A 15,897-nucleotide genomic window follows, 5' to 3' on the forward strand; every position below is an offset into this window, starting at 1 on the left:
TATTTTGGAGAAAAGTTATTTGAAAGGCTGATTATTGCTAATATCACAGCTTTAGGTTAGAAAACGGATATTCAAATATTTATTTAACAATAACACTCACGCCAATTTCTTCAAGCTTATTTTTATCCTCGTCTAAAATATCACCATCTGTAATCAGAAAATCAATTTTATCCAGATCCGCGATTTTTCCGAAACCTTTTTTATTCAGCTTGGAAGAATCTGCCAGAATCACTACTTTATCCGAACATTCAATCATCAGTTGATTAAGATGAGCTTCCGCAGCATTGGAAGTACTGATCCCGAAATCCATATCAATTCCGTCTACTCCCAGAAATAATTTATTGCACGAGAAATGTTTCAGAATCGTCTCAGAGATGGAACCCACAATAGAAGTCGAACTTTTTCTCACCTCCCCTCCTAATTGTATAATATTAATGTTAGGATTATTGCAAAGCTCGATCGCAACCCGTAAAGAAGAAGTAAGAACTGTTAATGGGCCAAAATTTACCAGCATTCGTGCAAGATAATGCATCGTGGTTCCTGAAGCCAGAATAATACAGTCATTCTCCTGAATCAGAGAAAGCGCACCTTTCGCAATATTCTGCTTAGCCTCTACATTAATATTTTCCTTTTCATCAACATTCTTTTCATAAGCATACCGCACCTGCTTACTTGCTCCTCCGTGATTCCGGAACAGCAATCCAAGACTTTCAAGATAATTAAGATCCTTTCGGATCGTAACCGACGAAACATTGAATTTCTCACAAAGATCCTGAACCAGAATATGATCTTTTTCGTCTAATTCCTTTAAAATATCATTATGCCTTGGAAGCAATTTCTCCATTACGTTTCGTTTTCTCAAAAATACCATTTTTATTTTGATTCGAAAAATTTCATTTATTTTCTTTTTGGTTTCGTTTTTAATTTATAACTTTGAAAACGAAACATAACGAAATATTATGAAACGAAACGAAGAACTCAGCAAATTATCCACCGTTAAAGAATGGGACTTTATCATCATTGGCGGAGGAGCGAGTGGATTAGGTTCGGCACTGGACGCAACGAGCAGAGGATTTAAAACGTTACTGTTAGAATCTCACGATTTTGCAAAAGCAACTTCCAGCAGAAGTACAAAACTGGTACACGGCGGCGTAAGATATTTAGCACAGGGAGATATCGGCTTGGTAAAAGAAGCCTTGAAAGAAAGAGGTTTACTGGCAAAAAATGCAGCGCACGTTGTAAAAAACCAGTCTTTTATTATTCCAAATTACACTTGGTGGGAAGGAATTTATTATAAAATAGGACTTTCGGTTTACGATTTTCTTGCCGGAAAATTAAGTTTGGGAAGAACGAAATACATCAGCAAATCAAAAACCGTAGAGAAACTTCCGACCATCGAACAAAAAGGTCTGGCGAGCGGAGTGGTTTATCAGGACGGACAGTTTGACGATGCAAGACTGGCGATCAACTTAACACAAACCATTATCGAAAAAGGCGGAACAGCGGTTAATTACGTAAAAGTGATTAATTTAATTAAAAATGATTCCAATAAAATCATCGGCGTTGTTGCAGAAGATCAGTTTACAAAACAGCAATTCGAAATCAAAGCGAAAGTAGTCATCAATGCAACCGGAGTTTTCACGAATGATATTTTAAATATGAATAACCCGAAACACGGAAAATTCGTCGTTCCAAGTCAGGGAATTCATTTGGTTCTGGATAAATCGTTTCTGAAAAGCGATGATGCCATCATGATTCCTAAAACTTCAGACGGAAGGGTTTTATTTGTCGTTCCGTGGCACGACAGAGCTTTGGTAGGAACAACAGATACTTTATTGGAAAACGAAAGTTTTGAGCCAAGAGCTTTGGAAGATGAAATTAAATTTGTCCTGAATACCGCAAGACAATATTTAGCGAAAAAGCCAACCCGTGAAGACGTAAAATCTGTTTTCGCAGGACTCAGACCTCTCGCAGCTCCAAAAGATGGCAGCAAAAGCACAAAAGAAGTTTCCAGAAGTCATAAAGTCGTTACCTCAGACACGGGACTCATCTCGATTATCGGAGGAAAATGGACGACTTACCGTAAAATGGCGGAAGATACGATTGATGAAGCCATGAAAGTTCATAACCTCGGAATAACCACTTCCAAAACAGAACACCTTTCGATACATGGAAATGTGAAACCCGAAACGGTAGACAGAACGAATCATTTATATGTTTACGGAGCCGATATTCCGGAAATAAAAAAACTACAGCAGAACAATCCTGAATTATCAGAAAAAATACATCCTGATCATCCCTTCACCATGGCAGAAGCAGTCTGGGCAATACGAAGCGAAATGGCACAAACCATTGAGGATATTTTAGCACGAAGAGTACGGCTTTTATTTTTAGATGCAAGAGCAGCAATCGACAGCGCGCACAAGATTGCACAGATCATCGCAAAAGAAAACGGGCATTCTGCGGAATGGGCAGTTGAACAGGAAAGAGAATTTATCGAATTGGCGAAAGGATATCTACTGACTCCTTATTCTCCAAGATCCATTTAACCTTAATTTACGATCACAGCATGAGTGAAAAGTTGATTCTCGCTCTGGACCAAGGTACGACTTCGTCGAGAGCCATTTTATTCAATCACAGCGGAGAAATTGAATTTGTTTCTCAGAAAAGTTTTGAACAGATATTTCCTACACCGGGTTGGGTAGAACATGACCCCAATGAAATCTGGTCTTCTCAGGTTTCCGTAGCCGCAGAAGTCATTGCCAAAGCCGGAATTTCCGGTCGGGAAATTGCCGCCATCGGAATTACCAATCAGCGTGAAACCACCGTTGTATGGGATAAAGAAACCGGAGAACCTGTGTATAATGCCATTGTATGGCAGGACAGAAGAACGTCCAAATATTGTGACGAATTAAAAGAGCAGGGTCATGCTGAGAAAATTAAAGAAAAAACAGGTCTTGTACTGGATGCTTATTTTTCAGCAACAAAACTGAAATGGATTTTAGACAATGTAGAAGGCGCAAGAGAAAAAGCAGAAGCCGGAAAATTATGTTTCGGAACAGTAGACACTTTCCTTGTCTGGAAACTTACGCGCGGAAAAATGTTCATCACCGATGTTTCGAATGCAAGCAGAACCATGCTTTTGAATATTCATACTTTAGAATGGGACGATGATTTACTGGAACTCTTCAATATTCCAAGAGCGATTTTACCGGAGGTGAAACAAAGCAGTGAAATCTACGGAGAAACAGCCACTACATTATTCTCCACAAAAATTCCGATTGCAGGGATTGCGGGAGATCAGCAGGCTGCATTATTCGGACAGATGTGTACGACTCCGGGAATGGTAAAAAACACGTATGGAACGGGCTGTTTTCTTTTAATGAATACAGGAACAGAAGCCGTTTTATCTAAAAACAATTTACTGACGACCGTTGCATGGAAAATTAATGGAGAAGTGAATTACGCTTTGGAAGGAAGTGTTTTTGTAGGAGGTGCAGCGATTCAGTGGCTGAGAGACGGTTTAAAATTAATCCGTTCCGCAGAGGAAGTAAATACTTTGGCACAATCGGTTGAAGATAATGGCGGTGTGTATTTTGTTCCTGCATTAACGGGTTTAGGCGCTCCTCACTGGGATCAGTATGCCCGCGGAAATATCGTTGGCGTAACCCGTGGAACCACAAACGGGCATATCGCAAGAGCTACTCTGGAAGGTATTGCTTTTCAGGTGTATGATATTGTAAAAGCAATGGAAGCTGATTCCGGAACGGAAAGTTTAGAATTAAGAGTAGACGGCGGAGCTTCTGCAAGTGATTTGCTGATGCAGATTCAGTCAGATTTATTCGGATTTAAGATTACAAGACCAAAAACTCTGGAAACAACCGCTTTGGGAGCGGCTTATCTTGCCGGACTTGCTGTCGGATACTGGAAAAATATTGATGAAATACAGTCTCAATGGATCATTGATAAAGATTTCCACCCGCAACTGGAAAAAGAAAAAGTGGAAAAAATGGTAAAAACGTGGACAAAAGCGGTACAGCGTTCTCAAAACTGGATCGAAGATTAACCTTTTTAAAATAAAACTATGACTCCATTTACAGCAGAAATAATCGGCACAATGCTGATGATCCTTTTAGGAAACGGCGTAGTAGCCAATGTTGTTTTGAAAGGCACAAAAGGAAACAGCTCCGGCTGGATCGTTATTACCACCGCCTGGGCTTTGGCCGTTTTTGTGGGAGTAACCGTTGCAGGACCTGTCAGCGGAGCGCACCTGAATCCCGCAGTGACTTTAGGATTGGCTTTCGCAGGAAAATTTTCTTGGGATCTGGTTCCTACCTATATTGCCGGAGAAATGATCGGGGCAATGTTGGGCGCATCTCTGGTCTGGATTTTCAATAAAGATCATTTTGCCATTACGGAAGACGAAGGGGCAAAACTTGCATGTTTCAGTACCGGACCTGCCATCAGAAAACCCATTTCCAATTTAATCAGTGAAATTATCGGAACTTTCGTTCTAGTGTTCGTGATTTTTCATTTCGCAGATCCAAGTATGACTTTAAATAATGATCCGACAGCAAAAATAGGATTAGGAAGTGTAGGAGCTTTACCGGTAACTTTATTGGTCTGGGCAATCGGTCTTTCTTTGGGAGGAACCACAGGCTATGCCATTAATCCGGCAAGAGATCTCGGACCAAGAATTATGCATGCTCTTCTTCCGGTAAAAGGAAGCAGCGATTGGGGTTACGCATGGATTCCTATTGCAGGACCAATCATCGGAGCAGGACTTGCCGCTTTACTTCACGGAATTCTGAGCTAACAACACTTTACTTTATGAAAAAAATAATCTATTTATGCCTGATTTTATCAGGTACAGGGACTCTTTTTGCCCAGGAAAATAAAGAAACAGCGGAAGAAAGCAGGCTGGATTTTACTGCAAACATTCAGAATAACCATCTTTGGAGAGGCTTAATAATTACCGATAAGCCGGTTGTGATGGGAAATCTTTCTTATGCTCTGGATAAAGATAAAAAATGGAAGGTCGGGATTTGGGGCGCATCTGCTTTAGCGGACGATAAAGACAATACACATTATAAAGAAATCAATTATTATGTACAGTTTTCCAACGGAAGATTTTACATTGGATTATGGGATTTATTTAATTCAAGAAATATAAACACTGCGGTGGCTTCGGAAGATATTTTTAATTATTCCAATAGGAGAACAGCGCATATTATTGATTTAAGAACCAATTATACATTTGGAGCTTCTTTTCCTTTAAATATTGAAGCAGACATTATGCTGTATGGAGGAGCTAATGCAGGAGAAGTGGTTCTGGAATCTGACGGAACGTATAAAAAGAATAAATATTCAACATATATTCAGGCGAGTTATCCTGTTATTAAAGATAAAAAAGTAAATCTTGACGCTTTTGTAGGAGCCGGATTTGCGTTAAATGACAAAAGATTTCTTTACGGAAACGGAGAAAAAAGTTTTGATATTGTAAATGTAGGCGTGAAGGCTAATAAGACCGTAAAAATCACAGATCATTACAGCCTGCCTGTTTCCATGATGGCAATGTGGAATCCTTCCAATAAGTTTGCAAGAATTCAATTAGCTGCAACGGTATTTTAAAAATTAATTGTTAGTAATGTACAGACCATCTCTTTTTGAGGTGGTTTTTTGCTTTTATTAAAAAAACTTTGTTTTTCGAAAATAAGTGAAATGCCTTTGCTTATCTAAATCTACGGTGTTAATAATTTGAATTTTCTTTGTCTTTCTTTGCGTTTAGTTTCATCGCTAAGTTAAACAAAGAGTAAAATTAAACTTTACAAAATCTTGTATAAAAGTAATTACCGTGATTTTACGGTGTAATTTTTGATAGGATATTTTTAATTTTGGGAAAAATTCACTTGTGAAAAAACTTTTATTTCTACTCACACTTCTTTTAGGCTTCCTGTTATTTGCACAGTCGAAAGCTCCTTTTTCAGGGAAAAAAGATTTCAATATAGAAGATGGAACAAATGGCTCAGGAACACCAAGCTATTATATCAACATCAAAGATAACGGCGATGTCTATTTCGGTTTTGTACAGATCAATCAGGCAGACGGAACAGAAACCAAAGAAGAGATCAATGCCGGAAAATATGATCCGAAAGTGATGAAAGTTTATTTTAAAACCTATAATGAAACATTTTACGTGAAATTTGATAAAGAAAAAATTTATCTGACCGATGAAAACGGAAAAGTAAAAAAGTCAGACGATTGCTGTCCAGTTTCTGAAATGGAAAAAACGAATTGCGAATGCTCAGGAATATTATACCAATGATGAAAGCTTCTCAACTTCTGTTAATTTTATTTCTTGTTGTTTCCTGTGGTAAAAAACAGTCTCATCCGTACACTTTTTATTACTGGAAAACCCGTTTGGCTTTAGACAAAACAGAGAAAGACGTTTTACAAAAAGCAACCGATCCTTATTTATATACGCGTTTTTTTGATGTTGATAAATTGGACGGGAAATTTCAGCCTGTCGGAGTTATTACAAAAGATCAGAGTTTCAGCACCGACAAAAATATTGTTCCGACGGTTTTTATTACAAACCGTGCGTTTCTCAACATCACCAATGAGGAAATACAGTTTCTTGCAGCAAGCATTAATGATTTAATTACAAAAAAGACTTCAGAATATCAGTTGAAAACGAACAATCAAATACAAATTGACTGCGACTGGACTGCAGGAACTCGCGATGATTATTTTAAATTTCTGAAAAAATTAAAGAAAGTTTCTAAAAAATCGGTAACCTGTACACTTCGTCTTCATCAGGTAAAAGATAAAAATATCATGGGAATTCCACCGGTTGAGCAGGTATTTCTCATGTGCTACTCCACTTCTTCTCCGCTGGAAAACTCAGATAAAAATTCTATTTTGGATGTGAGTACACTCAAAAATTACCTTTCTAAGCTGGAAGATTATCCTGTTAAAAAAATTGAGGTTGCCCTGCCGATTTATTCGTGGGGAATTGTAACCAACCATTTGGGAAAACATAAACTGATTAATGCATTATCTGAAAAGGATCTTAAAAACCCCGATTTCAAGCGAATATCCGACACAGAAATTGAAATACAGAAGGACGGATTTTATTTCGGAAGTTATCTGAACAAAGGTTTCAGAATTAAAATTGAAGAAATTTCGGATCAGCAGCTTCAGGAAGTTATCCGTTTTCTGGAGAAAAAAATAAACAACTTTACTATGATTTATTATCAGCTAGACAGTAAATTTGTTACAGGTCAGAACTTTAGCTTGTAAATTCAATTAAAATTCTGCGTAAATTGCATTATGCTTAAAAAGATAACTCTTACAGATTTTTTAAACGGATCAGCGTAAGATTTATTTAAAATAAACATACATTCATTAAAATTATAAACTTAAAAAAACACCATTAACAAAATGAAAAAGTACTTTCTTTCGCTTGCGGTTCTATCGCTTTTTTACAGTAAAACTGAAGCATGCGCATGGTCTGATCCGGATTATGAATATTTCAATCTGTTTACGCAGAGTATCATCAAGGATAAATCTTACCTGCCTTTTCTTCACAGCTATTCCACCAGATTTTATACTGATTTTAAACAATCCCAGATTCCTAATGAAAATGTGGATGTCTGGAAAAAATTCTTTAATAATCAACTGACTTTCGCGGAAACAGATTATCTGGTGAATAAAATGAACATCAATGATTTGAATGCTCTGAAAAATGGCAGCACGAACAATCAGCTTCTTACGAAACTCGGATCTGGTTTTTATTCTAAATATAAGGAAGCGATTGATTATCTTATTGAGGCAAAATATCTTGAACCGTACATGAAAATCAACTACGTTGAAAGTCCGGATTCTTTTTATTACCGTGAAAGCGAAAGTTCACAAAATGCAACAAATCTTGATTACAATAAAACCATCACGGCATTAACCTCTCTTTACAATGCGGCAAAAAATCCTGAAATCAAACAGCGTTACGGATATCAATTGGTGCGTTTCAACCATTACACGCGAAATTACGAAGCAGCGGTTGAAGCTTTCAAGAATTATGTTGAACCCATAAAATCAAGAGGAGCTACTTATTTTATGGCTCTTGATCAATTGGCGGGTGCACAACGCGGACTGGATCTGAAAAGTGATGCCAACTGGAATTTCTTTCAGGTTTTTATGAACAGTAAAAGCCGCAAAGAGTCTGCCTTCGTGTCTATGAAACTTTCGGACACTGCTTCTTTTAATAATATTATGAAAAGAGCGGGAACAAATGAAGAAAAAAACATGGCTTATTTTCTTTTAGGCTATGAAGATTTCAACAATCCGATTCCGATCATGGAAAAAATGTTTGAAATAGATCCTGATTCTGAAATTCTGAAAGTGATGGCGGTGAGGAGCATCAATGAACTGGAAAGAAACTATCTTCCGATTTATTATTACACCAACAATAATGAAAAATCTGCGGTAAAAGTTTCTGCAAACACTACAACTACAGCAGATCAGCCAAAAACTGAGGCTGCGGAAGCTCCTAAAGAGGAAAAAATATCGTTCTGGGAGAAAATTGTGCGCTTTTTTAAGAAGCTATTCGGTGTTAAAGATAAAACGAGTACTGAAATGAAAGCAGATCAAAGCGATGATGAATTGCTGGACAACCCGAACAGAATTCCGGTTTTCAACAAGAATAATTATTACTATGACGATCAGACGAAAGATTTCTTAGATGATCTGGAAAAATTCACAAGCAAAACGAAAGAAAAATCTAAGGACGAATACTGGCAGATTGCAGATGCTTATCTGAAGTTTCTTAAGAAAGATTATAAAGCCAGTACAGAGATTTTATCAGACATTCAAACCAGCAATCCCGAATATCTGGAACAGATTAAAAGAATGAAGATTCTGAATGATATCGTTTCGCAGCCTAAAATTGATGCGGATTTCGAAGATCATTTAATGAAAGATTATGCTGAATATTTTGTGGATAAACCGGAACCACCTAAAAAAGACAGTACGGAAACAGAATATGATTATTATGGTGAGGTTCCTTCTACAAAAGATTTCCTGAAAGATGTTCTTGCCAACCGTTATTTCCTGCAGGGTGAAGACGGAAAATCTTTCCTAATGAGCAATACGCTTTCTGATCTTCAGTACAATCCCAACTCCAGTCTGGTAAAAAGTGTGGAAGATTTTTACAGAAAGCCGAACAAAACGAAATTCGAGGAACAGATTATTGCTAAAAATATTGATGATGTGGGAAATATTGATGCCTTTTTCGCAGTGATTTATGGTGACAGAGCCATGAGACAGGCAGATTTTGAGAAAGCTAAATCATACTACACAAAAGCACAGAATTTCACAGGAATTCCTAGAATCAATTATGACTGGGACGGGAACTCTCAGAAAAAAACGCCTCATCAATACGGAGCTTCAGAATACAATGGTTTCAGAAGTATTTCGGATCTTGTTTTCGGACATAATGTTTGGGAAAGTTATCAGAGTACACCTGAAGAAAGTATGGTGAAGGAAGATTTTTCTCAGTTTTCTTTCATTAAACCTATGATGAATAAACTTGAATTGGCAGATGCTTTAATTCAGCTTAAAAAAATAGGAAGCGGTAAGGACGAAAAATCAACAAAAGCCAATCAGCTCATCGGAAATCTTCTTTACAATACTTCTTCTTTGGGATATTACAGACAGTTATTTGTGATGGATGTTGACAATACGAATGGCGGAAAATATAATTTCTGGAGCACCGACAATGAAACACCTTATCAGTACTATTATAAAAACTTTACGAGTACTACTTTTATTGAACCTGATAATTTTGATCTGGCAATTAATTATTATAAAAAAGCATTGAATACATCAACGGATAAAGAACAAAAAGCAAGAATTCTGTTTCAGATGGCAAGTGCGGAACAAGGGAAATATTATCAGTATGAAGCTAAAAATCCTTCGAACGTAGATTATTCGGATCCAAAATGGAGCGAGAAAACGGATGCTTTCCAAAAGCAGTTAGATCAGATTAAAAATCAGAAATACAGAACCTATTTTGCCATGCTGAAAACACAGTATGCCGATACAGAGACTGCAAAAAATCTGATGGGAAGCTGTTCTTATTTCGGGTATTTTATGAAATAGAATGTTTAATAAAAAAAAAGGAATCAGATCGATTCCTTTTTTTGTTTCTGTTTCTGCAGCCATTCTTCATGTTTTTTTCTGAAAAAATCGTGCTTGTAATCCTGATTTCTTTTGGCAGCATCAATAGAATGTGAGGAATGGATATCTTCATCTTCTTCTGCAAAATCTGCCAGTTTTTCATAGTAACAATGAAGCTGATCGAGTTCTTTTTCCGTTAAATCTTCAATATCCACAATTCTGTTGCTGGCTTTTTCATTCGCGGCGATCAGTTCATTTAATTTGATCTGAATGGCTTTCGAGTCTTTATTCTGTGCTTTCTGAATTAAAAATACCATCAGGAATGTGATGATGGTTGTTCCGGTATTAATTACGAGCTGCCATGTTTCGGAATATTTAAAAATCGGTCCTGAAGCACCCCAGATAATAACGATTAAGGTTGCCCCGATGAAGGCGTAAGAACTTCCTGTAAATTTTGTTGCCCAGTCTGAAAATTTCTCGAAAAAACTTTTATCTGACTTATCCATTTTCGTTGGTTTTAATGAGATTTAAGGCATCAAAAACTCCGCCGAAAAAGATGAGTTTGTGGATAATCAAAATGTTAAATTCAGTTACATTTTATACCTTGTTTCTAAAAACAAAATATGACAATACATAAAAAATCCGCTCCCCGAAAGGAACGGATTTTATATAATCATTGCAAAGTATGCAATTATCACACTTTAATTTCTACGTCAACTCCTGAAGGAAGTTCTAATTTCATTAGAGCATCAACAGTTTTAGAAGAAGAAGAGTAGATATCCATCAATCTCTTGTGAGCTGATAATTGGAACTGCTCTCTTGCTTTCTTGTTTACGTGCGGAGATCTCAACACTGTGAAGATTCTCTTGTTGGTTGGCAATGGAATTGGTCCGTTTACAACAGCACCAGTAGCCTTTACCGTTTTTACGATTTTCTCTGCAGATTTATCTACCAAGTTGTAATCGTAAGATTTAAGTTTTATTCTGATTCTTTGTGACATTTTAATCTAATTTAATATTAACCTTTAGCCTTAGCGATTACTTCTTCAGCAACGTTTGTAGGAGCAGCTTCGTATTTCTCGAATTCCATAGAAGATGTTGCTCTACCTGAAGATAACGTTCTAAGAGAAGTTACATAACCAAACATTTCAGAAAGTGGAACGAAAGCCTTGATAACTTTAGCGTTGTTTCTGTCGTCCATACCGTTTACAGTACCTCTTCTTCTGTTAAGGTCACCTACGATATCACCCATGTACTCTTCAGGAGTTACTACTTCAAGCTTCATGATTGGTTCCATGATAACCGCTTTAGCAGCTCTACCAGATTCTTTGAAACCTAGCTTCGCAGCCAATTCGAAAGATAACTGATCCGAGTCAACCTGGTGGTAAGATCCATCTTTCAATGTAATCTTCATAGATTCTACCTCAAATCCAGCTAAAGGACCGTTCTTCATTGCTTCTCTGAATCCTTTTTCAACTGAAGGAACAAATTCCTTAGGAATGTTACCTCCTTTAATTTCGTTGATGAACTCAAGACCTGTTTTACCTTCGTCTGCAGGACCGATTTCGAATACGATATCTGCGAACTTACCTCTACCTCCAGACTGTTTTTTGTAAACTTCTCTGTGGTTAGCTTTTTGTGTAAGAGCTTCTTTGTATTCTACTTGCGGCTGACCTTGGTTAACCTCTACTTTGAACTCTCTTCTCATACGGTCTACGATGATATCCAAGTGAAGCTCACCCATACCTGAGATAATAGTTTGTCCTGAAGCCTCGTCTGTCTTAACCTGGAACGTTGGATCTTCTTCAGCTAATTTAGCTAAAGCGTTACCCATTTTATCCTGGTCAGCTTTCGTTTTAGGTTCAACAGCGATACCGATTACCGGGTCTGGGAAGATCATCGATTCAAGAACGATTGGGTTCTTTTCATCAGATAATGTATCTCCTGTTTTAATATCTTTAAATCCTACAGCTGCACCGATATCTCCAGCCTCGATATACTCAACCGGATTTTGCTTGTTTGCGTGCATCTGATAGATTCTTGAGATTCTTTCTTTGTTACCAGATCTTGTGTTTAGTACATAAGAACCAGCATCCAATCTTCCTGAATAAGCTCTGAAGAATGCTAATCTACCTACGAATGGGTCAGTAGCAATTTTGAAAGCTAATGCAGCGAAAGGCTCCTCAACAGATGGTTTTCTTTCGATATCAGCGTCAGTTCTTGGATCTGTTCCTTTGATATTATCCTTATCTAGTGGAGAAGGAAGATATTTACAAACAGCATCAAGCATGAACTGTACTCCTTTGTTTTTGAAAGAAGATCCACAAGTCATTGGGATGATAGAAAGATCGATAGTCGCTTTTCTTAATGCTTCGTTGATTTCCTCTTCAGAAATTGAATCCGGATCTTCGAAGAATTTCTCCATCAAAGTCTCATCATAATCCGCTACAGCTTCTACTAATTTCTCTCTATATTCAAGAACTTCATCCTTCATGTCTTCAGGAATCGGAACTACTTCATAAGTTGCTCCCTGTCCTGCTTCATCCCAGATGATCGCTCTGTTTTTAATTAAGTCTACAACTCCTTTGAAATCTTCTTCAGCACCGATTGGTAAAACGATTGGAACTGCATTAGATCCTAACATTTCTTTTACTTGTTTTACAACGTTCAAGAAGTCAGCACCCTGTCTGTCCATTTTGTTTACGAATCCCATTCTCGCAACTTTATAGTTGTCAGCAAGTCTCCAGTTTGTTTCAGACTGAGGCTCTACTCCATCTACTGCAGAGAATAAGAATACCAAACCGTCCAATACTCTCAAAGATCTGTTTACTTCTACAGTGAAGTCAACGTGTCCCGGTGTATCGATAATGTTGAAGTGGTAAGGTTTTGTTTCAGGTAATTTCTTACCTTGATCTGTTGGGAAATTCCAGTTACAAGTAGTTGCAGCAGAAGTAATAGTAATACCTCTTTCTGCTTCCTGTTCCATCCAGTCCATTGTAGAAGCACCATCGTGAACCTCTCCAATTTTGTGGTTTACACCTGTATAGAATAAAATCCTTTCTGTAGTGGTAGTCTTACCTGCATCAATGTGAGCAGCAATACCAATATTTCTTGTAAATTTAAGATCTCTTCCCATTTCAGATTAGAATTTGAAGTGTGAGAAAGCTTTGTTTGCTTCCGCCATTTTGTGAGTATCTGTTTTCTTTTTGAAAGCAGCACCTTCTTCTCTTGAAGCAGCTACTACCTCATTAGCTAATTTCAAAGCCATAGACTTATCATTTCTCTTTTTAGAGTAGCTAATTAACCATTTCATTGCCATAGAAATTTTTCTATCTGCTCTGATTGGCATTGGGATCTGGAAGTTAGCTCCACCTACTCTTCTAGAACGTACTTCTACGTGAGGCATAACATTTGTTAATGCATCTTTCCAGATTTCAAGGGCTGTTTTTTCAGAATCTCCTTTTTTAGTTTCTACGATATCCAACGCATCATAGAAAATTTTAAATGCGATTGACTTCTTACCGTCAAGCATTAAATTGTTTACGAATCTCGTTACCAACTGATCATTAAATTTTGGATCTGGTAACAACGGTCTTTTTTTCGCTTTCGTCTTTCTCATTGTTTCTGTACCTTATTTAATGATTATTTTTTCTTTCCTTTTGCTGGTGCAGCTGGTGCCTGACCTGGTTTAGGTCTCTTAGCTCCGTACTTCGATCTTCTCTGCGTTCTTCCATTTACACCTGCAGTGTCTAATGCACCTCTTACGATGTGGTAACGTACTCCCGGTAGGTCTTTCACCCTTCCGCCTCTAACCAATACTATCGAGTGCTCCTGAAGATTGTGTCCTTCGCCCGGGATATAGGCATTCACTTCTTTACCGTTAGAAAGTCTTACCCTTGCAACTTTTCTTAGTGCAGAGTTAGGTTTCTTAGGTGTAGTAGTATATACTCTCGTACATACACCACGTCTTTGTGGACAAGAATCTAGGGCAGCCGATTTGCTCTTCTTGGCAAGCGTGGCTCTTCCTTTTCTTACTAATTGTTGAATAGTAGGCATTTAATTGCTTTTTATTTTAGGGTGCAAAAATAGTAATATTTTTTTAATTAACAAGCAGTTATATAGAAATAATATTTTTATTTAAAATTTAATTAACAGATACTTACGGTTTATCAACAATTGTAACACGAACATTTCTGTTCCAGTGAAAATCTTTGATATTATTTTTAAGTTCTTCCAGATTATTACCATTAACAGAATAAACGGACACCTTATCTTTTGCTACCGTAATGGGATTACTGATCTTGAGTTCGGCTACCTTTGTCCAGTTTTTGGGGATGTAAGTTTGAAGCCATGCTTCGTAAATGATGGCAATATCATAATTATTTACAGTAGTATATTTTGTTAGAAAACTTTGAAACTGAGAATCTGCATGCCTTTTATTTTCATTAAAGACAATTGTTTCCTTCGAACCTAAACCCGCTATATCAAGCAAATGAATATCTGTATAATAAGTAACAGCTCCAATATCATTGGCAACAACTTTTGATTTATTATAGTAGGTGTGCAGAAATCTAGCAGACTGAATTTGCTGTTCATAAATATTTTTGCCCCCGTCAATCAGCATTTTGTGAGCGAAGGAAAATTTATATACCAATAGAAAAATATTTACCAAGATAAATCCTGAAATAATTAATTCCTTTTTAATGTAAGTCCTGAAATTTTCAAATAAGCCCTTAAGTTTTGGAATCAGAGCCATGGAAAAACCCGTAAGAATATAAGCTTCATACCTGAACATTCCTTTCAGATCAGCAAACATAGAGTGACAGATCATTAGCAAAGAAATAACAATCAGTAAAAAATGATCTTTAACTATTTGTTGAAAGTTCTTTGTTCTAAAATCTCTAATCATTAAAATCAGACAAATCATAATAGGAAAGAGCCCAATTTTATAAAAGCTCACATTTAACAAAAAATTATCAAGAAAAATAGTTTTCAACTGATTCGGAAAATGGGAATCAAAAGTAAACCTCGTTCCTTTCACAATTACTGAATTCGGAAATAAATAACCATCATGCTGAAAATTAAAATAACAAAACAGTACAATCGGGATAAAACCTACCAGCAAAATCAAGAATACATTCTTCCATTTTTTAATTAAAAAAAACAGAAAAGCAAGAATTACAAAATAAAACATACTTTCAAAACGTACCAACCCCATCAATAATAAGGTGAGATAAAATCCAAAAACAGAATATTTGTTTTTAAAATTTGAAAGACAGAAAATATTTACCACAAATAAAAAAACATGAAAAACATGCTCCATTCCGGATAAAACCTGCAAATGCATTACAGAAAAGAAAAGGATAAAAAGCACTGAAAGCACGATATTTTTTGCCGTATTGAAAACGCCCGAAAAATATTTATTCAGAAAATAAACCGTTCCGACTCCAAAAAAAATATTTACCCATAGCGAAAGGAGATCATTATTTCCTGAAACTTTTATTAAAACACTTAAAATATAGGTAAATAAAGGAGAAGAAGAAGTTGAAGAAAATTTATATTTCGTAACTCCCCAAACATCATACAGCGCAAAATTTTTAGCCATTGCCAAATGAATATACGCATCATCTATCATATATATATAATGTCCGTCGGTTTTTGACAAGGATATCAAAAAATAAGCTGCACATACAGCAGCAAAAAAAAGAAGAGAGATAATAAA

Annotated in this window: 14 protein-coding genes; 7 read left to right on the forward strand and 7 right to left on the reverse strand. The window is 36.7% G+C overall.

Features of this window, described 5'->3' with window-relative positions:
• Positions 1 to 79 precede the first annotated feature (79 nt).
• Positions 80 to 844, reverse strand: a complete 765-nt coding sequence (locus B0E34_RS02525) for a DeoR/GlpR family DNA-binding transcription regulator (protein ID WP_165762940.1) — start codon at positions 842 to 844, stop codon at positions 80 to 82.
• A 115-nt stretch (positions 845 to 959) separates the two neighbouring features.
• On the opposite strand from B0E34_RS02525, the gene B0E34_RS02530 reads away from it, so the two are divergent.
• The 7 genes from B0E34_RS02530 (at position 960) to B0E34_RS02560 (ending at position 10,158) form a co-directional block, all read left to right on the forward strand.
• Positions 960 to 2,549: a glycerol-3-phosphate dehydrogenase/oxidase gene (locus tag B0E34_RS02530; RefSeq protein ID WP_087706494.1), complete on the forward strand. Its 1,590-nt coding sequence runs from the start codon at positions 960 to 962 to the stop codon at positions 2,547 to 2,549.
• 20 nt (positions 2,550 to 2,569) lie between these two features.
• Positions 2,570 to 4,066 carry a glycerol kinase GlpK gene (gene glpK, locus B0E34_RS02535; protein WP_087706495.1) on the forward strand — a complete coding sequence of 499 codons (1,497 nt, stop codon included), beginning with the start codon at positions 2,570 to 2,572 and terminating at the stop codon, positions 4,064 to 4,066.
• A gap of 18 nt (positions 4,067 to 4,084) precedes the next feature.
• Positions 4,085 to 4,816, forward strand: coding sequence for an MIP/aquaporin family protein (locus tag B0E34_RS02540; RefSeq protein WP_087706497.1), 732 nt, complete (start codon positions 4,085 to 4,087; stop codon positions 4,814 to 4,816).
• 14 nt (positions 4,817 to 4,830) lie between these two features.
• A complete protein-coding gene (locus tag B0E34_RS02545; protein ID WP_087706499.1) occupies positions 4,831 to 5,631 on the forward strand; it encodes a hypothetical protein in 801 nt (266 codons plus the stop codon).
• 280 nt (positions 5,632 to 5,911) lie between these two features.
• Complete coding sequence (locus B0E34_RS02550; RefSeq protein ID WP_087706501.1) at positions 5,912 to 6,325, forward strand: hypothetical protein; 414 nt, start codon at positions 5,912 to 5,914, stop codon at positions 6,323 to 6,325.
• The gene (locus B0E34_RS02555) at positions 6,325 to 7,302 is read left to right on the forward strand and encodes a hypothetical protein (RefSeq protein WP_087706576.1); all 978 of its coding nucleotides are present in this window, start codon (positions 6,325 to 6,327) and stop codon (positions 7,300 to 7,302) included. The genes B0E34_RS02550 and B0E34_RS02555 overlap by 1 nt, the downstream gene beginning before the upstream one ends.
• A 141-nt stretch (positions 7,303 to 7,443) precedes the next feature.
• A complete protein-coding gene (locus B0E34_RS02560) occupies positions 7,444 to 10,158 on the forward strand; it encodes a hypothetical protein (RefSeq protein ID WP_087706503.1) in 2,715 nt (904 codons plus the stop codon).
• 23 nt (positions 10,159 to 10,181) lie between these two features.
• Here the strand turns inward: B0E34_RS02560 and B0E34_RS02565 are convergent, their stop codons facing one another.
• From B0E34_RS02565 to B0E34_RS02590, 6 genes are all read right to left on the reverse strand, one after another.
• Positions 10,182 to 10,682 carry a low affinity iron permease family protein gene (locus tag B0E34_RS02565; RefSeq protein ID WP_087706505.1) on the reverse strand — a complete coding sequence of 167 codons (501 nt, stop codon included), beginning with the start codon at positions 10,680 to 10,682 and terminating at the stop codon, positions 10,182 to 10,184.
• A 188-nt stretch (positions 10,683 to 10,870) separates the two neighbouring features.
• Complete coding sequence (gene rpsJ / locus B0E34_RS02570; RefSeq protein ID WP_002661363.1) at positions 10,871 to 11,176, reverse strand: 30S ribosomal protein S10; 306 nt, start codon at positions 11,174 to 11,176, stop codon at positions 10,871 to 10,873.
• A 17-nt stretch (positions 11,177 to 11,193) separates the two neighbouring features.
• Positions 11,194 to 13,311: an elongation factor G gene (fusA, locus tag B0E34_RS02575; protein WP_087706507.1), complete on the reverse strand. Its 2,118-nt coding sequence runs from the start codon at positions 13,309 to 13,311 to the stop codon at positions 11,194 to 11,196.
• Positions 13,312 to 13,317: 6 nt separating this feature from the next.
• The gene (gene rpsG, locus B0E34_RS02580) at positions 13,318 to 13,794 is read right to left on the reverse strand and encodes a 30S ribosomal protein S7 (RefSeq protein ID WP_066695920.1); all 477 of its coding nucleotides are present in this window, start codon (positions 13,792 to 13,794) and stop codon (positions 13,318 to 13,320) included.
• Positions 13,795 to 13,817: 23 nt separating this feature from the next.
• Positions 13,818 to 14,231 carry a 30S ribosomal protein S12 gene (gene rpsL / locus B0E34_RS02585; RefSeq protein ID WP_027381287.1) on the reverse strand — a complete coding sequence of 138 codons (414 nt, stop codon included), beginning with the start codon at positions 14,229 to 14,231 and terminating at the stop codon, positions 13,818 to 13,820.
• Positions 14,232 to 14,334: 103 nt separating this feature from the next.
• Positions 14,335 to 15,840, reverse strand: coding sequence for a DUF8728 domain-containing protein (locus B0E34_RS02590; protein ID WP_165762941.1), 1,506 nt, complete (start codon positions 15,838 to 15,840; stop codon positions 14,335 to 14,337).
• Between the last annotated feature and the right edge of the window lie 57 nt (positions 15,841 to 15,897).

Source organism: Chryseobacterium mucoviscidosis (assembly GCF_002177115.1).
GTDB lineage: Bacteria > Bacteroidota > Bacteroidia > Flavobacteriales > Weeksellaceae > Chryseobacterium > Chryseobacterium mucoviscidosis.